The following is a 22,131-nucleotide window of genomic DNA, read 5'->3' as shown; positions in this document are numbered from 1 at the left end:
AAACCAAATTAACAATTAAAAATGGGAGCAGATGTAGTAAATATTTGGGCTTTAACTTAAAATCAGAGTAACAGACTGATATTATATAGAGATAAAAAACAGGAATTTGCAGGAAAGCGAAGGTGGTCCTAAACATTCCCAGATTAGATGGACCATCAACCATCATATTAAACAAAGGCTCACTAATATCTATTGCATTTAATACCAGAAAAACAGCAAACAGAGAATTACTTATTTTGTATTTTGTTTTGAGTATAATCAGGAAAAATGCCAGAAACAATGAAATGAATAAAGAGATTGTATTTACAATAATTAATACATTAATTTTATCCATTCTTTACTCTTATTTATTTATGGTTATTTTATTTTTAAGCTTTTATTGGAATCCAAATGGTATTTTTAGATTTAAATTCCAAGTCGCACAAATATAGAAATTACATTGATATTATCAGAACTTTTTATACCCTGAGAAGTTATTAGATAAATAAATCTTACTTATCAATTTCCAAAATTCACAAAGTGAGGCACTTCTGTCGCAAAGCTATTCATTGGCAGAAGGTTATTTCGATTGCTGTTAAAATCAAAGACGGAGTTATAATCAAACGGAACACGAGGATAATACGTAAAGGAAATCTGAATCCTGTTGAATACCAAGAACGGGTTATTAATGAGAACCCCCACTCCTATTTTAGTGTTTGCATGGGTATTCAACAGCTTTTCATCAGGCATACCTAACCAGCCTACTGCCATTGTTAAATAGGGACTGAAATGGAAATTCTTCCATGTTTTATTGATAAACATCTGAAGCTGATACCTTAACACCATTTTCTTCGTTCCAATGTAATCCGCATTATAAACAGGAAACTCATCTGAGGCAGAAAGGTTAATTCTGTCTTTATAAGAATAGTTATGTTGTGGATTTCCCAATGCTAAAGTAGGAGAAAAAAAGTGTCTAACTTTGGCAAATTTCCAATCCATAAGATTCGTAAAATACGTTCCATCTATACGGAAAGACTCCCTGTTTTGACTGTCTTCATTAAAAAATCGTCCAAACTGGGCTTTTAGAGTGAAATATCCCAACTTTGTAAAACTGCCATAAGATGCAGAAACTCCCACATAAGGATTCACTTCTTTATTTCTTGATAAACCACCTGCAATAAGATTCACGGAGTTCCCGTAAGCAATATCCTCTGGCAAATCATATTGAAAAATATTCTTCTGAACAGAAAACCGTCTGTTAATAAGCCCTACAGACATCAGAAAACTGTTGTAAGAGCTGAAATATTTATACTGATCGATTCCCGGGCTGTCTTTATACTGATAGTTCTGAAATCTTCCTATAACAGCAATATTACTGGTCACTTTTTCACTGGGATCCGACGAAACCGGGATCTGATAACCACCCCATAGATCCTGGCTGTATACTTTGATCTGAACCTCAGGAAATGCAGTATCGGTTTCCACCGGCAATAAAACATTCCGCATAAAGTATTCAAAAGTGAAACCACCTGCCCATTTGGTTAAAGGAGAGAAAAAGTCCCTTCTGACATTGAAGTTGATTCTTTCATTTCTCAAAAAGTCCCTTTCTCCAAGGATTTGGGCACTGATATAAGACCCAAAAAGATTATAGGTGGTATAACTTCCTAAAATATAGTCCTGTTTTTCTTTGGAATCGTTTCTGTAAAGGAAATCAAATGTATGTCCTAATCCTAATACATTCTCTTCGGTAACTCCCAACCCAATTTTACTGCCTGAATAACTGACTCTGGGCTTCAAGCTCCAGGAATCAAGAACTTTTACCACCACATCAATAGAATCTTTACTGGATGTATCATCAGAAACGCTGATGTTTACTCTGTTTATGAAAGGCATTGCCCTCATCAGACGTTCAGATTCATAGAGTTTCTGAGCATTATATTCTTCTCCTTCTTTAAAAAGTAAGTAATTATTAACGGTAGAGGTTCTTGTGGTGGAATGAAGATGGTCTGCAAACCAATCGTACCATTTTGATTTGTCTTTCTCGTCTTTGGAGCCATATCCGAAAGGGTCAATAGTTTCGATCCTGATATTTCGGATATATCTTTTATTATAAGCTTCCTGTGGTAGTTTTTCTGTTCTGGATTTAACAGAGGTTGAATCTGCTTCCCTACGGAATATGAAACGATGAAGGAATTTAGTGACTTTTCTTTTATCCGAAAACTCTTCTATTTTATAATAAAGTGAATCTTTCTTTTCCTGCGCATTTAAAAAGAAAAAACCACTTAAAAAGAAAATTAAAATTACAATTGATTTAGTCATTAGTCATCAAAATTCAATACAGTTTACAACATCAATGTATGGGTCAAAAGACCCTAAAATAGGGATAAGACCTTTTAAAGGTACTACTTTTGAACGAAAAGTCAAACTGCAGTCCATACAAATTACATTCTCAAAATGGGCTAACAAATCAAAAGCAGACGATATTCACCTTCATTTTCAACAGGAGCTCTGTGCACACAAGGTAAAACTTTTTGCGCCGGATGATCTACTGCCAGTCGCCAGAGATGTCCTAATCCCAGATTTGTGGATTCTGCATTAGGTTTAGCCTGATAATGCAGATCGAAGAAACAATCTTTCAAGAAATCTTCAAACTCGTCTTCAGGTCCGTCATGTAATTCTTTGAGTTTTTCCCGGATCTCAGGAACCTGTATTTTTTGTACGGCCTGATTATTGGGCAATATATCACTTGCGGCACCATAATAAGTGCATAAAAAAGTATCTGTTCCAATAGGTGAACGATCTACATGGTACGAATAGACATCGGTTGAAATAAAATCAAATTCTTCGTCCCGATCATAATTTTTAAGCAGATTGAGCGAGGGTGATGCCCCGAAATCCGTTAATAATTGTAAATCATTTAAAATTATTTCTCTGGCAACATTTCCTTCTTCCGATAGCTGCAATGCTAGAAGATCTTCAGTAGAAATTTCGGTAATATTCTCTTTTAACTGAAGCTTGGAAACAATTTCTTTAAAATCTCCGCCTAAATTCCTGTACCAGCACATGGCATTTATATCTCCCTGAAAATCAGTATGCATGAGTTCAGAAAACGCAGAAACTATTCCTACTTGATGGTTATCGGAAAATGTATCGTTCATATTTCAGAATAAACTGCTTAGTCATTTATTCTCTGCAAAAATAAGAAATCACTTTTATTAACCTTCATCATCCAGAAACCAGAATCTCCAAATGTGTCAAAGTCGTTACAAAAAATGCTTTGGTTTCTTTGCCTGCGCAGCATGTTCCACAATTTCATCAATACGTTTCTTCCGGGTTTCCGGACGTTTTGCAAGAACAATCCACTGAAGCATCATCTTTTTCATCGATTTGCTTAAACTTTGAAAATACTCCTCTGAACCTGCATACCTTTTAAAAGCTTCACTGAGATCTTCCGGCACTGTAAGATCTTCCACACTATCAAGGATCACCCAGGAACCATTTTCCTTTGCAATTCTTATACATTCATGGCCGGCCTCTCTCATCAGCTTATCCTCTATAAGCCGTTGTACTTTTTCTTTATTCATTCTGGACCATGTGCTGTTAGGTTTACGTCTACTGAACAACTGTTTGAAAGACCTTTCGTTAATAGTCTTTCTCGTACTGTCTATCCAGCCAAAGCAAAGGGCTTCGTCAACCAGTTCACTCCATCCTACTACAGGTAAGCCGGATTTTTGGGTATTACAAATAACCCAGACTGATTGCTCGGATTGATGAAAATCATCCAACCACTGCCTCCATTCTGCTTTTGTATTGATGTAGATCTCCTGTCTTGTATTGGTTATTCCCATTGCCATTCTGTTTGGAATTAAACTGTTTTACTATACACGAAAATACAAAATATCCGACAGCTAAACTGCCAGCAATTACAACAACTGTCATCTAATATGGCTATGATACGATATCATTTTCAAACACAGCCCCTGAATATAATACAAAGACTCTTTTATCATGTCTGCCAATGCTCCTTAACAGATAAAAAGAAGTATAACTTACAGAAGTTTTTTCAAACATAGAAGATTTCCTTTATGATACCCCATTTTCTTATTTTCTTTCAAAAACCGGAGAACAGTGAAGGCCACCAATAATATGAATTATTCCCTTTAAAAAAAATTAAAAACTCCCTTTAAAATATTGTAGGAGACTGATATAAAAGAGATATCAGTTTTTTTATGCTTTCCCATAAAGCAGACAATAAAAAGAACCGTAAATTTGGCGCCTACATTACAAACTTAAGTAAGTTCCGGTTTGTTCCAAGTCTTGATGTTAAAGAAACGGATCTCCCAGGAAACATTATAATTTTCAACACTATTTAAGAACATCAAACGTGTATTATAAGGAAAGGCAAAAATATTATTTTAAAATTGATACTGAAAACAGTGAAGGAGTTGAAGTGTTTGTAGGACAAAATGCAGGCAATCAACTGAATAATGACATTCTGAATGCGCAGGCAGAAGTTCTCATCATTTCCCCTTATATTGATGAAGTAAAGCTGGATGATCTTCTGATGCTGAAGAACAGAAATATCAATGTGAGATTGGCATTCAGTGATCTGCGACCTGAGCAATACGGAAGTATATTACGAAAACTGATCCATCAGAACCGGGTAACAGATGTAAAGAAAAAAGAGAAAAGGGAAAGTCTGAAAAGTCTTTTCTTTTTATCTTCTATTGTGCTGTTTTGCCTGGGAATTTTTGCCCTCATTTATTTCGGGATTCATCTTGTTGATGATTTTACCAATTCCAATAATTTCGTTGCTCTTTTGATTGCTATCGCCTCTCTGTATGGATTCTTCAGATGCTGGGAAAAGAAAACAGAAGTTGAAAAAATGGAGATTTACACCTATCATTACTCTGAAAATTTGAATTTCAAATACATCAGAAATAACCGCTATGACAATAAGTTTCTGCACTCCAAGATTTACATAATCGATAGAAAAGTAGCCTATCTTGGATCATTGAACTACACAAAGAGCGGATTTACCTCCAATTTTGAGTCTCGCATCAGAATTACCCAAAAGGAAAAAGTAAATGAGTTGGTTCGCTTTGTTCATGATATTTTTGAGGATAATATGAACCTCAGAAAACATGAACTTTTCTACCTTGGAAGACAGGTCTACAGTGAAGATATGTATTAATTTATGACAATTATATAGCATTTTACATCACTATCATTGGCTCCGCCGAAATACTATTTATCGACTGAAAAGGAGATAATCTTCGATTTCCGGTGAAGGAGAAATCTCATACATAACACAGATTCTTCTCCATGCTCAGAATGAAACAGTGATAACAATAAGGCTATTAAGTCAGTCTAAAGCAGCATACTCTATTGAACGATCTTATTATATAAAAAAACAGTGTTCTCCGAAGAGAACACTGCTTATTAAAATGAAGTATGAATTAATTTTTAATCAATTTGCCTTGCAATGATTTTTCTCCTGCCTGTACAATAACAATATAAGTACTTTGCAACCAGTTGGAAACATCTACACTCACTTCTCCTGAAGATGATTTCAGTTCCTTATGGAATTTGACATTACCCATGGTATCAAAAACCTTGATCTGTGTTGCCAGCAATTTCTCATTACCGGTATTATACGAAACCTTCACTACATCCTTAGCTGGATTTGGCATCAACTTCAGAGTAGAATCCGTAGTAAGACTTGGTGTATTTCCTGTCTTCGCAAAAACAGATTTACCTATAATTTCTGGCTCACCAATAAACTTACAATCATCCTGTCCTAAGAATAAGATCACATCATTTCCTCCAGGGAAGCTGGCATTCGGATAGAATGTCAATGGATTGGTATTCATATCATATGTTCCTCCTGCCGGAATTGTAATCATAGATGGGAAATAAGTTCCATATCCGTTAAAACTTGAAATATTAAACATTGCCGGCTGGCTTCCTGTATTGATTATAATTCCATGAACATTATAATGATCTCCATCCCATTTGAATGAAGTAATTTTAACTTCAAAGTTACATTGTGTTTCTATACCGCAATCTTTACCTGGATAATAGTTCAATGGTCCTGAAAAGAATTCACATTTTTGTCCTGATGGCATGTTCTGTTCAATTTTCAGTCTATAAGTTCCTGGACTATTAATATTATAGAACGGATAAATAATATCATTAGTTCCATTTTGGAGCGATGTTCCAAATAGTTCCCATTGGTGATAATCGAAGGTCCCTTTTGGTCCCAATACATAGCGCTCTTTTGCTCTACAGTAATCATAACAACCTGTAGGGAACACCCACATAAGACTCTCAATGCTCAATGGTACAGCTATTTCACTTTCTACTTTACATCCGCTTGGAGCCGTATATATCACTTTATACACTCCTCCTTCACCTACAATAATGCTTTGTCCTGTCATTCCATTACTCCAGTTGTATTCTCCATTAGCCGGTCCGGATGCTGTAAGTTGAATTTTATAAGGCTGGCATCCTATCTGAGTATATGTTACTGTAGGAGCTGTTGGTGGGTTACTCACTGTAATGATAAAGTTCTTAGATGAAGTACAACCTGCTGCTCCCGGAACCCGTACCTCTAAAGTAAAGGTATAAGTACCTGCTGTTGTTAATAAGCCTGTATTAAATACGATTGGAAAAGTATTATTCCATCCTGTTACTGCAGTACCGTTTTTCTTCCATTGATACTCCAGCGTATTATCAGTTACAATACCATTAAGTGTTGCGGAACTTCCCAAACATACATTGCTCTGTCCCGAGATGTTCACATACGGAGCTGTTTTCAATGTTACAGCTGCCGGAATGAAACTCATTGCATTTGTTCTACAGCCATCTGCTGATATCAATACCGGCCAATAACTTCCGGACTGCAACGGAACAAAAGTTGCTGAATTAGGCGCTCCCGATACCTGCTGAGAACCGTTCATCCAGATATATCCTGAAGGAACTGCAGATCCCGCTGATGGTGTGAATACAATAGCTGGAGGATTACCTGCACATGCTACGGCATTGCCTGGAACAATTGTTCCATTAAAATTAGCTTCTTTTATCAAAATATTAGCTGTTCCTGAAGTATAAACACATCCTTGCGGAGTTTTTACCTCTAATTTTATAGTCTTCGGACCAGCAGTATTAAATGTTACAGATGCATACTGTTGTGTAGTGATGAATGATGTTCCATCAAAATACCATGTATATGTATTTCCTGGCACATACGTCATAGGAGTAAGACCAAGCACCTCTCCTTTACATGCAGTATCTGCAATGAGGAAATTCGGATTTGGCACTGGTGCCAGCGTGATTGTCTTCGTGATTGTACATGGTGGATAAAGTGACCATGGTACTGACATCGTCATTGTAAACGTATAGGTACCTGGTGCCAAATTATTGTAATTAGCCGTCTGCCCAGTCTGAGTAGGTAGTCCTGGTGCACTGAATGTATAAACAATAGAATTCGGATCAATTCCAAATATCGTAGAGGTATTATACAGGGCTACATTATATCCATTACCACTACAAGTCTGTGCGATATTGAATTTAGGCTCATAGTTTTTACGAACTTCAAAACTTGCAGAATACCAACATGTACCATATCTTAAACGTACACTTACAATATGTGCTCCCGCAAGATCAGTTTGAAATACAGGTGTAGTTGTTCCCTGCCCACTCACTAAAGTAAGTACATCGTTAGACAGCCACTGAATTTCATTCGGAGGATTATTCACGCTAAAACTATCCACGCTAATTGTATTACAACCTGTCCATTGTGGAGCAAAGTAAACTACAGGAGGTGTTGTACAGTTATTACCTGTTGGACAAGAATTGTTTACTTTAATCTCCTGTGAGTAAACATAGCAGTTATTGATATCCTTAGCTCTTACCTGATAGGTTCCGGCAAGACCAGTTCCTGATAAGGTATATGAATTGGTATTAAATCCTGCTAATGGAGCACCATTCCTAAACCATTGCCATTCTACAATATTAGTAAGCCCTGTAGAGCTGTTAGCTGTTAGTACATAAGGCTGTAAAGGATAGTCATCACAAACTTCAAGATTGTATACCGGTGAAACTGTAATGATTGTCTCCGGAAGTACGATGAAGTTAGCAGTTACTGTAGGTTTATAATTACATCCGTTAGTTCCTGTATAGCTTACTGTTACCTGTTGAGAAATATTCCCTCCAGTATTATTCTGGATATATCCGTTATTTGAAAAAGTATATACCCCCGACGAATCAAATGTTGCCGGATGGGTACTATTATTAGCAAAAGTAAACGTCACTCCGGTTGCCGAAGTAATGCTTCCCTGATCAATAGTGAATTGAAGATTGGACCCCAGACAGATGTTCCCTACATTGGTAAAGTTTATCACCGGAAGCACCAACTTTCTTACCTTCATGATAAGTACTTTCTTTTTTCCGCATTTTATAACGGTAAGCTTAAGATTAGTTTCAGATATTCCACCTGATATTTCATTAATGCCTACTACAACATTATCAGTTCCCTGTCCGGATGAGAAACTTCCGAAATTAGGATCATCAAAACTCCATTCCATTGAATCAGGAACAATACCGTTCAGATTCGCACTGAATTTCTGTATGCTGCTTGGACAGAAAGGTCCTGTATTCTTAACAAGGGTGATTTTTTCAAGATCTACCAGTGTTACCTTTTTTGTAATGGCCGGAGAAAGACATCCTGCCGGACCTGCGGTTCTATAAGCAACCGATACAGCAAAAGATGTAAATCCAGAATTAAACACTACCGTTACAGATTGACCAGCATTACTTCCCTGAATAACTCCATTCGTAACAGTCCATACCGGAATCACTCCCGGTGGTATAGTTCCGGAAAGTGTATAAACATAAGGTCTCCCTGCACATACTATGAGATCTCCAGCAATACTTCCTTTCGGAGGTGCCGGAGGCGGGATTACCTTCGTCATTATAGCATTACTCTCACAACCGCCACCAGTTCGTACTGCAGTAATCATGTAAGAACCTGCTACAGCAAAATTATAAGTAAAAGATGTACTTGGTGGTGCCGGTGGGTTTACTACTGTATTTCCTAAGGTTACTTTCCAGATAGAAGGAACACCAGATGCCACAGTAAATGTCTGAGATGTTCCTACACAAACCTCAGGAGATCCTCCTGTTATTGTTACCGGCTCCTCTACAACAATTGTTTTAACAGCTTCTCCACCACATAACATTAATGTATTGGAATATTTACTTGTCAAAGTATAAGTACCTGGTACTGTTGCCTTGAAAAGGATCTCATTTCTTTGTTGGTTATACGTCAATTCCCCTACTCCAGGACCTGTTACATCCCAGTCAAAACTAGTAGTTGGCCACTGAGGAAGTGAATATGTATATTGTTTACCAGTACATACTACATCCTGTCCTTTAATGTTTGCAGCTTTTAAAATTACAGGAATTTTAACAGTAGTCCACTCTGGACAACCACACTCTGATTTGTACATTACGTATCCAAAGCCATCCGTCGGATCTACATGATCCCATTTTACTTCAATTTCGTTTCCATAATTATTTAGCAGTGTCCCACCTATCACTTTCCAGTCTCCCTTGCATCCATTCTGTACACTGTACTTTTCAACACTTCCTTCACACACTACGGAAGCACAGTTAATCTGTACAGGCGGTGCTTCCAGAATTTCCAGTTTTTGATAAGTGGTTTCTGAACAGCCACATTTATTGGTTACGGTCAAACTAACAGTAAGCCCTGCTGCTGAAGTATATGTATGAGTTGGTTCAAAGGCTGTGGAAGTTGTTCCATCCCCGAAATCCCAAAAATAATTGATAATATCACTTCCTCCGTTTGCCTGAGAAAGGTTTTGAAAATGAACCTCCGTATTTTTACAAACTCGATCCTTCATATTGAGGACCGTAAAATTGGGAATCGGTTTGTTTATTTTCTCGATACAAATATTTTGATTCTCAGTTGTTCCGTCTAAAAACTGAATAGCTGCATGTACAAAGCCTCCGCCTGCAGCTCCCCAGGCTATAACAGCTTCTGTATTAGCAGTACCTGAAACGCTTTGTACGGTTCCTCCTGCGGATGTCCATTGTACATTTAAAATGTTAGATCCGTGAACTGTATAGGTCACATTAGTATTCTCACAAACACGGATACATGTACCAGTCTCTACGGTTGCAGCAGCAACCGAATTGTCGCCATTGCCTTTTTCGCCCCGATAGACCTGGCATCCGACCTGAGAATCCCAGGTAACATGGGTTGATGATTGTGCTTGAAGCCCCCAAGGCACCAGGAGCCAGCATAGCAGGAGCCATCTGAAGATGTGCTGCCTACTAAAGTAAGTAGTGTTTTTCATGGTTAATAAAAATGTATTAATTTTCATTCGGAAATTAATGAAAATTTTAATACTAAAATCATTTATCAGTGAAAAAAAATACATTTTCATATATTAAATATCAACAATATACCTTAATTACTGATTATATCTTAATTCACACACTTAATAATTATTTATAAAAAAGTCAATTTATCTTCATTTTAAAACAAAAACAATTGAATTTTCACTTATTTAAATGGCAATACTTAGAATAAAATTAACCAAAAACTCAACTTAGGTTAATTTTTTTGACATAAAAAAAAGAAATACATTATAAAAAACAACGAAACAGGATAAAAAAAACTACAGAAAGACCTCTTGTAACACTTTTATTCCAGTATCAACACAGATAGTATTTATCATCGTCTACGGAAAAATTAAGATCCTTGCATTTATTAACTAAAAAGCACTTATTTTGCACCACAAAACAATGGGTAATTAACATGAAAAAATATTTTAAGGAAATAATGATCGTAATCATTGTACTCTTATCACGGTTACCTTTTATTTTTAACAGTCTGGGGGCTGATTTGGATGCCTGGAGAGAAGTATATACCGGAAAAATATTATCTGAAAATCATATTTACAATGTATCCCGTTTTCCGGGATATCCATTTCCTGAATTTTTATATTCATTAGTCTATCATTATCCTTATTGGGCCATCAATTTACTGTCAGTTTTATTTACAGCCGGATGCTCCTTATACCTTTTTAAGATTTTAAACTTTCTTTCCATAAAGCTTTCTTTTCTCATCTCTATCATATTGGCTTTTGTTCCGGTTATCTACCTCACCAGTACAACCGCTATGGAATATAACTGGTCTTTATTCTTTTTACTGGGAAGCGTTTATCATCTCCTCAAAAAAAACCTCTGGTTTTCTGCTTTGCTATTTGGACTTATGGTAAGTACCAGATTCAACAATATTATTTTCTTTCCGGCTTTTGTTTTCCTTCTGTATTCATGTTTCCAAAAGGACATAAAAAAAACATTACAATTCTCTTCCTTAACCTGTGTTTTCACCTGTGTTTTCTTTTCTCCCGTTATTGTAAAATATGGTATTGATTTCCTGCAAAGCTATGGAGATTCAGAGGTCAGCCTGGGAAGCCTTTTGAGTCTGGCTACATTATACATATATGGAACCTTGGGAATACTGGCCATTATACTGGCTTTAGTCATACAGTGCTTTAAAGGCGGTTATCAAAAAGTAAAAAGCATACATAAAAACTATTTTGCTGTGTTCAGTATGATAATGATTGTTTCCAATCTGGCATTCTTTATCAGATATCCATTGGAAGCAGGGTATTTAATTCCGTCAGTACCTTTTGTCCTTATTCTCCTTCAATATATACTGAATGAAAAGCTCATGAAACCTATGCTATTTGCATTATTACTGTCTCCTTTTCTGATTCATGTAACGGCAAAACAAATTCAGGTTGCAGGAAGTGTATTTATCAATGAAGACTATGAAGACCAAGAATTAGCATTTTGTAAAAATGTGATCCGGGAAATCGAAATACGCTCCGGAAATCAGCCTGCTATCTTTCACTTAGGCAATTTTTCCGAACAGATTTCACTGATGGGTAATTTTGAGAAAAACGGAAATATCAAGATCGTTAAGCATCTTAGCCCGGAGGATCAGGAAGACATTATTCATAAAAAACGCCCACTCTATTATATTGATACAGGAAATGCAAAGGAAGAAAATAATAAAACCCATATACTTGACCAATATGGAGTATTATTTTATAAAGATTTTGAATTAAAAAGATAAAGGTAAATTGAGCTGAAATTGATCATTTAAAAGACAATAATTCCTTACTTCTCCAAAAACTGCAGTCAAAAGCACAACATTACTTTCCTCTGGAGGAGTGTCAAAAATATTTTGAAGTATTGATGAGGTGGTCAACCTCCTCCCCCACCTCATCACTGAAGTTCTCCCTCAAACCTTGCATAAAAAATGAAATACCTTATCTTTGTTTTTTCGAGGCTTATGATAAACTTTTATTCGAAAATATTCTACATGAAAAAAAATAGCTTTCTATTTTCCGCCAAAGGAATTCTTATTGCAGGGTTTTTATCCTTAAATACAGTGATATATGCTCAGAAAACAGCAGATCTTTCAACGATTTCAGAAAAGACTTTAAGCAACATCCTGGAAAAAAACAGAAATTATTATACACAAGGTAAGGTTGCTGATTATATTCCTGAGCTTGGTAAAATGGATGCTAAAGCGATTGCCTTTTCTGTAGTAGATAAAAACGGTAAAGTATTCAGCACCGGTGATATTCAAAAGAAATTTACCATGCAGAGTATTTCCAAGATCATCGCTCTAATGGTGGCTGTAAATGAAAGAGGTGAAGCGAACGTTTTTGATAAAATGGGTTATTTCGGATCAGACAGACCCTTTAATCATTTTTCCAATCTTGAAACAACAGGAAAACCACTTAATCCGATGATGAACGCGGGCGCCATCCTTACCACCTCTTTAATTTCCGGTGACGGCGAGAAACCATTCCTTAAAGTTTTAGATATGGTTCGTTATATCACTAAAAACACTACAATTGATTACAGTAAATCCGTATACGAATCTGAAAAATCTACCGGCCACCGTAACCGCGGCATGTTCTACATCATGAAAAACAGTGGATTGATTTCAGGAAATGAAGACCAGCTGGATAATTATTTCAAACAATGTTCTATTGAACTTACCGCTGAAGACCTTGCAAAAATCGGATATTTCTTCGCCAATCAATGTGTCCGTTTTGATGGCGATGCTCAATATAAAAATGCTGATATAGCCAAACTGGTCGAATCTCAAATGCTGACTGCCGGAATGTACGAATTTAGTGGAGAATACTCCAGAACTGTAGGATTGCCGAGCAAATCCGGAGTAGGTGGTGGAATTACAGTAAGTGTTCCTGGAAAAATGGGTATCGGAGTATTCAGCCCTGCCTTAGATCAACATGGAAATTCATTAGCCGGATATCACATTATTTTAGATCTTGCAAAACAATATAACTTAAGTATTTTTTAATACACCAAAGAGAGTCTGAAAGTCATTTTATGATATATTCAATCTTGGTACAAACCACAATAAGCCGCTATAGCTCATGAAAGATGCCATACGGTTTTTAAAAGACTTTGTTGAAGGAAAAATTTCCTGCAAAGAATTTGAACAACAGCTTTATACCAATGTAGAATTAGAAAAATTACTTTCAGACCCTTCCATCAGCTGGCAGAAAACCTATCTGAAGGACACTACTCCATTCTTCTATCTCGCAGAGCAGAATTATACAAATCCAAATGGAAGGCTAAATGCACAGCAAACCGTTCAGCTATTTTTAGATAAAATAGGAATAAACACTACTGCAACCTCTCAATATTCCAATGATTATAATTTGATTCTAAGTACTAGCCCTAAATATATAGATGCAGATTTAGGTTTTATAGAAAAACATATTTTACCGGAAGATAAAAGCCTTTCAAAAGCGGAACAAAAACAACACATCAAACAACGGTATGCTGAGCTTTTCAGATATCAGACCAAGCCACCCAAATGGATACAAAATCCCGAATGGCCTATTCAAAACAACTCTCCATTATTCTTTCTAGGACAAGTTGAAATCAAAAAATGTGATCTGTTTCATGATGATGGATTTATCTATCTATTCATTGAATTAAAAACAAAAACGATTGAAACTATAAAACAGTTATATTAATCCGAGTTTGGGATAATAAAATTAAGGATAATAGGCTGGAAGCTGGAAGAGGGAGGCTGGAAGTTACTATCGGAGCTACAATTTCTGACGTTGCCGTAAAATTTGATGAAGCAGTCTTTAAAGGAATAATAAATGACAGGGTTGTAAGTGGTTTTTTAACCTCAACTTACTTTCCCCTCCCAGCTCCAGACTTCCTTACTTACTAAAAACAGAAATGTCTTATCCTGAACTCAGGTTATATTAATTTTATTAATAATATAATTAATATTTCTTTAACATTTTTTTACGAATAATTCACAAAATACCGATTATCGTTTCTCCTCTATAGCATTCCAATTCAATCCCATGAGGAATGAGTCTAAAATTTCACGCTATTTTCAAACCCAAATTTTGTAGATTTTACAGCCAAATTCATATGTTATCTTTTTGTAATATAACAAAAACAAATCTCTTCTTTTTGAAATATCTTATTTTTTATTCCTATCTTTGCTTAACATTTTCTTAACTATAATTATTTATATTTATGGTTACACAGATTGTGCCGGCTAGTTTATAGCGAATAAGAAAATAAACCGAATATTTTAATAGCATTTGAACAATTAACAAATTTTTGCTAAAAAATTATTATAAAATTTCATTTATGGTTGAAAATATATCATAAATTTATTATTTTTATTCATGCATAATAAACAATCGATCTTTATACCCATTAGATTGATGTTTTAATGCAAAATCGCATATTATTATTTTAATACTAAATGCAATGAAAAACTTGACCATTATTAGGCTAATGCCTTTTGAAAAGCCGGACACTACCTTTAACTCTAATTACTTTAGGGCTAATCATATGCCGTTGAAAAGTCTTCAACAAACAAACTTTACCATTAAAAATCTAATAAAAACCAATTTTATGATTTTGTAATAAGCCATTTCTCTTTATCTCAAAGATTTATGTCCTTTTCACAAAATCCTTACTAACATATCACGCCATGAAAAAATTAACCATTATTGGACTAACACCTTTCGAAAAGCCGGATGTCAACCTGATGCATAAATTGCAACAGGCAGGTGTATTTCCTGTTCTCAGCTTAGGTCAGGAGTTAACGACCGCCCAGACAGCAATTAGTCAACTGGAAGAAACAGCCCTACCCTCTTATGGTATATATGTTTCTAATGAAAAATTCTCATCGCTTCAAATTCCCAAAAGTGTAAGATTTGCGATATTACCCTTCGGAATGACATTTTCTCAAAATTCAAATCTGGATATCATTTATCAGGTAACCAGTTTGGAAGAAGCTAAACAAGCTGAACAATCAGGAGCAAAAGGAATAATCATCAAAGGAAATGAAGCAGGAGGTCAAATCGGCTATGAATCTTCTTTTGTATTATTCCAACGCATTATCAAGGAAATAAAAAGCATTCCGGTGTGGGTACAGGGGGGAATAGGACTCCATACTGCCTCAGCCGTGAAAGCTTTAGGAGCAACAGGAGTTGTTCTGGACAGCCAACTTGCTTTATTCCCTGAAAGTTCTGTTCCAAAGGACTTAAAAGATCTATGTTCAAAACTGAACGGAACTGAAACTAAAATTATCGCCAATCACAGAGTATTGGTAAGACCTAATTCTCCTTCATTACCGGATGATATCAACACTGAAGATCTTAAACAATATTTTACAGATTTTGACATCAGCAAGAGCTACATTCCAATGGGACAGGATATTTCCCTGGCAACAGACCTGTATGAAGAGTTCAGAACCCTGAAAAAAATGGCTTTCGGACTTCAAGAAGCCATGCATGGACATCTGAAACAGGCAAAAGCCCTTCAGGTTATTGATCAGAATAATCCATTAGCACAGGAACTTGGATTAAAATATCCAATAGCACAAGGGCCAATGACCCGTGTAAGTGATGTTCCCGGATTTGCCAATGCTGTTGCAGAAGCCGGAGCTTTGCCATTCGTTGCCTTATCTTTATTGAAAGGAAACTCTGCGAAGTCTTTGGTAATGGAAACCAAGGAACTCGCAGGTAACAAAACATGGGGTGTAGGAATTTTAGGATTTGCGCCTCAGGAGCTAAGAGATGAACAGACCTCTTACATCCTAGAAGCCCAGCCACCCGTAGTTTTAATCGCAGGCGGAAGACCGGCACAGGCTAAAGTCTTTGAAAAAGCAGGAATAAAGACATTCCTGCATGTTCCATCTCCTGCCCTATTGGATATTTTCCTTAAAGAAGGAGCTAAGAGTTTTATTTTCGAAGGCCGTGAATGTGGCGGACACGTAGGTCCATTATCAAGTATGGTTCTTTGGGAAAAACAGATTGAACGTATATTAAAAGAAGACCATCCGGAAAATATCAGTGTATTTTTCGCAGGGGGAATCCATAATGATTTCTCAACCGCATTCGTTTCTATTATGGCCGCTCCACTGGCTGCCAGAGGGGTAAAAGTGGGTGTTTTAATGGGAACAGCTTATCTGTACACTCAAGAAGCTGTACAAACCGGAGCCATTCAGGAGGAATTCCAGTTACAGGCTATGCAGGCTAAAGATACAGTCTTATTAGAAACAGCGCCGGGACATGAAACCCGGTGTCTAAATACAGCATTTGCTCATCATTTCAATACAGAGAAAGCTCAACTTTTAGCAGCCGGAACAGATAAAAAAGTGGTTTGGGAGCAATTGGAAAAATTAAACGTAGGGCGTTTAAGAATTGCTGCGAAAGGAATTGAACGCCAAGGAGATCAGCTAGTAAACATTCCTAAAGATAATCAGTTGGATCTTGGAATGTACATGATCGGGCAGATTGCAACGATGCGCAACAAAGTGCTTACCCTTGAAGAACTTCACCAAAACGTTAGTATCGGCAATTACAAATATATCCAAAACGCAGCATTGCCAGAACAGCCAACATCCAGCGAAAAACCGTTGGATATCGCGATTGTTGGAATGGATTGTATTTTCCCGGGTGCTAAAAACCTGGATGAATTCTGGAGAAATATTATCCTAGGAAAAGACAGCGTTACTGAAGTTCCGGATGAAAGATGGAATAAAGACCTTTATTACAAACCGGATTCAGATGAAACTGATGTATCGCATTCAAAATGGGGTGGGTTCATTCCAAAAATTGATTTTGATCCATTGGCATTCGGTATTCCGCCACAATCTTTGGCTGCTATTGAACCTACACAATTGCTAACTTTATTAGTTGCAAAACGTGCAATGGAAGATGCAGGTTATGGTGAAAAACATATTGACAGAGAAAACATTTCTGTAATTATCGGAGCTGAAGGGGGGAACGACCTTGCCAACAGCTATAGTTTCAGAGGATATTATAAACAGGTCTTCGGAGAACTTCATGAGGAAGTAAAAGAAGTCTTCCCACATACTACGGAGGATTCTTTCCCAGGTATTTTGGCCAATGTGATCGCAGGTAGGATTACGAACCGTCTGGATTTAGGCGGAAGAAACTTCACCGTAGATGCAGCTTGTGCTTCGTCTTTAGCAGCTCTGGATTTGGCTTGTCAGGAACTTGTACTAGGAAAATCCGATATGGTTCTTGCCGGAGGTGCAGATTTACACAACGGAATCAATGATTACCTGATGTTCTCCAGCACCCACGCTCTTTCCAGAAAAGGAAGATGTGCAACATTCGATAGTGAAGCAGACGGAATCGCTCTTGGAGAAGGAATCGCCATCCTTGTTTTGAAAAGATATGAAGATGCTGTCAACGATGGTGACCGTATTTATTCGGTGATCAAAGGTGTTGGCGGATCCAGTGATGGTAAAGCTCTTGGATTAACTGCTCCTAGAAAAGTAGGTCAGGTAAGAGCATTAGAACGTGCTTATACTCAGGCGGGAATCAGTGCTGCATCCGTAGGATTGGTAGAAGCTCACGGTACAGGAACTGTTGTTGGAGACAAAACAGAATTAAGTGCATTAACAAACCTATTCAGCCGCTCAGGAGCATTACCGGGACAGACTCATTTAGGTTCTGTAAAGACACAAATCGGACATACCAAGTGTGCTGCAGGATTAGCTGGTTTAATCAAAGCTTCTCTTGCTGTTTACCATGGAGTGAAACCACCTACCCTTCACCTTAAGCAGCCTAATGCTTATTATAATGCACAAACCAGCCCATTCTCTTTCCATGCTGAAACAGGATTATGGACTGAAAAGAACCGTTATGCAGGAATCAGTGCTTTTGGATTTGGAGGAACTAACTTCCACACCGTAATTGCTAATCATCCGAAACAGGATAATTCTATTGCTATGCAATCGTGGCCTTCAGAATTATTTGTATTCCGTGGGGATACTTATGAAGAAGCCAAAGCACAATCCGGTCAGATCAAAGCTTTATTAGATATCAATGATGAAATTCCATTAAAACATATTGCCTACAGTTTAAGTATTGTTTCAGAAAAACCAATTCAATTCAGTATCGTTGCAGATACCGCTGTAGACCTGATGATGAAAATTGAGTTAGTATTGGTAGGAATAGAAACCAAAGATACTTTCACTGTCAGTAAAAAAGAAGGTAAGGTAGCCTTTACATTCCCTGGGCAAGGAAGTCAGAGAATCAACATGGCTCGTGATCTATTCGTAGTCTTCCCGGCTATGCGTAAGATTATCGACAATTACCCTGAGCTTGAAAAAGTAATTTTCCCTTCTACAACATTTAATGAAGCGGATTTAAAGAAACAAAAAGAAACCATTAAAGATACCCGTTTAGCACAACCGCTTTTAGGAATTGTTGATCTTGCATTGGCCAAATTCTTAGAATCATTGGGAATCATTCCCGATATGTTGGCTGGTCATAGCTATGGTGAATTACCTGCTCTATGCTTCTCAGGAGTATTTGCAGAAGATCAATTAGTTGATTTAAGTATCCAGAGAGCGCAGTCAATCTTAAACTCAGTAGAAGGTGGAGATCCGGGTTCAATGCTGGCAGCGAGTGCTACTCACGAACGTTTACAACCGATTATTGCTAAAGTGGAAGGATGCTATCCGGTTAACTTCAATGCTCCTACTCAATGTGTAATTGCTGGAAGTACGGAAGCCATTAATAAACTGCTGGAAGTACTTAAACAGGAAGGTATTTCTGCTAAAAAATTAGAAGTTGCATGTGCATTCCACAGCCCGTTATTGGCAAAATCAAAAGGTTTATATGCTGATGTATTAAAAGACGTCCCTTTCCAGGAAATGCAGATCCCTGTATGGTCTAATACCACAGCAGATGTATATCCTTCGCATCCTTCAGACATCAAAGAAAGACTTACCGAGCATCTGGTACAGCCTGTGAGATTCGTAGAGCAGATGCAGGCGATGTATAACGATGGAGCAAGAATCTTCATCGAGGTAGGACCCGGAAAAGTCCTTACAGGATTGGCAAAATCATGTCTTGAAAAAGACCAGTTGACTTTATATGTTGAAGACAGCAGCCGTAATAAATTCACCCACCTGCTTTGCATGCTGGCTCAGTATTTAGGAACAGGACGCAGCTTCAATATTGAAAAACTTTTCGATGGCCGTTTCGTTCAGCTTGTTGACATCAATCAGCCTGAACTTTACAAGAAAAGCCCTGCCATCTGGCGTGTGAACGGACAAGCTGCACATCCGACAACAGGTTCATTGCCTGCTAATGGTGCACTCCCTATCATAAATCCTATTCCTATGAACAATTTTACAAATCATAATACGCAAGCTCCTACTCCGGAAAGCTTATCTACAGCTGAACGTATGCTGCAGGAATATTTAAACAGTATGAAACTAATGATACAGGCACAACGTGATGTGATGCTTTCCTTTATGGGACAGAATCCTCAGATCAACCCAATGCCTGCTTACAATACTCCAATGCCAACACCTGCTCCTGAACGTACTATTCCGGTACAACCGGTTCAACAGGAAAAAGCTGTGGCTGCTTCTGCCGTTGCTGTAAAGGCAGCTCCAACAAGAGATATCAAAGCATTATTGCTACAGGTGGTAAGCGATAAAACAGGATATCCGCAGGAAATGCTGGGCATGGAAATGGACCTTGAAGCTGATTTAAGTATCGACTCTATCAAAAGAGTGGAAATCATCGGAACGCTTCGTAACGAATTGGGAACATTAGCTAAAGGAAATACCAATGAAGATATGGTGATGGAACAATTGGCCGCCATTAAAACCCTAAGCGGATTAGTTTCATGGCTTACTGAATTCTCAGGTGCTGAAGCTACAACTGCTCCTGAAAAAAACGAAACAACTCCTGAAGCTGTTTCAAAACCACAGGCAAAATCTGCATTATCATTAGAAGGCCTTCAAAATGCTATCCTCAATATCGTAAGCGAAAGAACAGGATATCCGAAAGAAATGCTAGGCCTTGACTTAGATTTAGAAGCAGACCTTAGTATCGATTCCATCAAACGTATGGAAATCATTGCAGATCTTAAAAACAAGATCGGCTTTGGGGAGAACCTTGAACAGGCTGATGATGTAATGGAAAAATTAGCAGCCATTAAAACCCTTCGTGGATTGGCAAGCTGGATCAGTGAAATGAGCGGAGATACCAATGAAACAAAAAACGAAGTAAAGGAAGTTAACACTCCTGAAGCTACCAATAATGTATTATCACGTCTCCGTTTTGATATTACACCTACAGATGCCTCTTCAGTACAAAATACAGACGTTCTTCAGGGAAAACGTTTTGCCATCACTCAGGATGACACCCAACAAACCTCAGCGATCAAAACTGAACTGGAAAAACACGGAGCTATTGTAGAATTGGTAGATTCCAATAAAGATCTTTCACATATTGACGGATTAATTATGTTAGACCTGTTCTCAGCTACTGATAAACCAAGCATTATCGATCACGTAGATCTGATTAAAAAACTGGATTTCGACAAAGCAAAATGGGTGTATTTAATCTCAGATATTACTGCTCATCTTCAGGAAGTAACAGATGCACGCGCTTTACGTCATCATCAGGGGTATCCGGGACTTTTCAAAAGTTTAGCGAGAGAATTCGATCATACCACTTGTAGATTAATCAGCTTGAGCACGCCACAGGAAGTAGATCAGATTGCTGAAATTACTTTAAAGGAAATATTAACCAACGATAAACCTGCTGAAATTATTTATAAAAATGACACAAGACATAAGGTAAACATCATTCCTTCCCCTTTGTCAACTAGTTTACATAAAGCCCATATCCAGCTGGATCAGAAATCAGTCGTATTAGTACTTGGAGGCGCTCAGGGAATCACTGCAGAATTGGTAAAACACATGTCTCAGGCTTATCCATGTACTTATATTTTAGTAGGAAGATCTGCAGATCCAAGAAACGAAGCTTCTGCAAAAGATTTGGAAGCAATGAAAACCAAAGAAGAAATCAGAGCATTCCTAATCAAGTCCGGAAAGTTCACTTCTCCTGCTGATATTGAAAAAGAAACTACAAAAGTTTACAAAAATAACCAGATCCTACGCACAATCCGTGATATGGAAGTGCTTGGAAATACCATCATTTATCAATCTTTAGACCTTTGTAACGAAGAAGGATTAAGCAACCTGATCAGCAGTATTTATGAAAAATACAACCGTTTAGATGGTGTAATCCACGGAGCTGGTCTTTTAGAAGATAAATTATTCAAACAAAAAACAACTTCTTCTTTCGGACGTGTATTCGATACCAAAGTAAAACCACTTCGTGTATTGGCTGAACAACTTCGTACAGACTGCCAGTTCGTTGTTTTATTCTCAAGTATCGCATCCGTATACGGTAACAAAGGACAGACAGATTATGCTGCGGCCAACAGTGTACTGGATGATTATGCTAACGCTCTGAATAAAAGATTAAAAGGAAAGGTAATCTCCATCAACTGGGGACCTTGGAAAGGAGCTGGAATGGTTTCTTCCACCCTTGAATCAGAATACGAACGTAGAGGAATTTCCATGATTCCATTGGATGAAGGAAAAGAAATATTCCTTAACGAAATAAAATACGGAACTGAAAGCCAAGTGCTTATCATGTCAGGAAATAATTGGTAAACCTC

The 22,131-nt window shown here is 37.3% G+C and carries 9 protein-coding genes; 5 read left to right on the top strand and 4 right to left on the bottom strand.

All coding sequences use genetic code 11. The features are described 5' to 3' along the window. Positions 1-498: 498 nt before the first annotated feature. From J2772_RS08625 to J2772_RS08615, 3 genes are all read right to left on the bottom strand, one after another. Positions 499-2,298, bottom strand: coding sequence for a POTRA domain-containing protein (locus J2772_RS08625; protein WP_209915678.1), 1,800 nt, complete (start codon positions 2,296-2,298; stop codon positions 499-501). A gap of 140 nt (positions 2,299-2,438) precedes the next feature. Next, entirely contained in the window at positions 2,439-3,137 is a 699-nt protein-coding gene (locus J2772_RS08620) for a DUF1826 domain-containing protein (RefSeq protein WP_209915676.1), read from the bottom strand. 105 nt (positions 3,138-3,242) lie between these two features. After that, positions 3,243-3,827 (bottom strand): YdeI/OmpD-associated family protein, encoded by a 585-nt coding sequence (locus tag J2772_RS08615; protein WP_209915674.1) that lies wholly within the window; start codon positions 3,825-3,827, stop codon positions 3,243-3,245. Between the two features lie 536 nt (positions 3,828-4,363). Here J2772_RS08615 and J2772_RS08610 point away from each other — a divergent pair. Beyond that, positions 4,364-5,173, top strand: coding sequence for a phospholipase D-like domain-containing protein (locus J2772_RS08610; protein ID WP_209915673.1), 810 nt, complete (start codon positions 4,364-4,366; stop codon positions 5,171-5,173). A gap of 265 nt (positions 5,174-5,438) precedes the next feature. Here the strand turns inward: J2772_RS08610 and J2772_RS08605 are convergent, their stop codons facing one another. Next, positions 5,439-10,361, bottom strand: coding sequence for a PKD domain-containing protein (locus J2772_RS08605; RefSeq protein ID WP_209915671.1), 4,923 nt, complete (start codon positions 10,359-10,361; stop codon positions 5,439-5,441). Positions 10,362-10,825: 464 nt separating this feature from the next. Here J2772_RS08605 and J2772_RS08600 point away from each other — a divergent pair, with 464 nt between their 5' ends. From J2772_RS08600 to J2772_RS08585, 4 genes are all read left to right on the top strand, one after another. Continuing rightward, positions 10,826-12,154 (top strand): ArnT family glycosyltransferase, encoded by a 1,329-nt coding sequence (locus J2772_RS08600; protein WP_209915669.1) that lies wholly within the window; start codon positions 10,826-10,828, stop codon positions 12,152-12,154. A 249-nt stretch (positions 12,155-12,403) separates the two neighbouring features. Further along, positions 12,404-13,417, top strand: a complete 1,014-nt coding sequence (glsA, locus tag J2772_RS08595) for a glutaminase A (RefSeq protein WP_209915667.1) — start codon at positions 12,404-12,406, stop codon at positions 13,415-13,417. A 76-nt stretch (positions 13,418-13,493) separates the two neighbouring features. Continuing rightward, positions 13,494-14,102 carry a hypothetical protein gene (locus J2772_RS08590; RefSeq protein ID WP_209915664.1) on the top strand — a complete coding sequence of 203 codons (609 nt, stop codon included), beginning with the start codon at positions 13,494-13,496 and terminating at the stop codon, positions 14,100-14,102. 989 nt (positions 14,103-15,091) lie between these two features. Then, the gene (locus J2772_RS08585; RefSeq protein WP_209915662.1) at positions 15,092-22,126 is read left to right on the top strand and encodes a type I polyketide synthase; all 7,035 of its coding nucleotides are present in this window, start codon (positions 15,092-15,094) and stop codon (positions 22,124-22,126) included. Positions 22,127-22,131 lie beyond the last annotated feature (5 nt).

This window comes from Chryseobacterium jejuense (assembly GCF_017877355.1).
Taxonomy (GTDB): domain Bacteria; phylum Bacteroidota; class Bacteroidia; order Flavobacteriales; family Weeksellaceae; genus Chryseobacterium; species Chryseobacterium jejuense_A.
The sequence above is the reverse complement of the archived record's forward strand: the minus strand, read 5'-3'. Positions and strand labels throughout refer to the sequence as shown.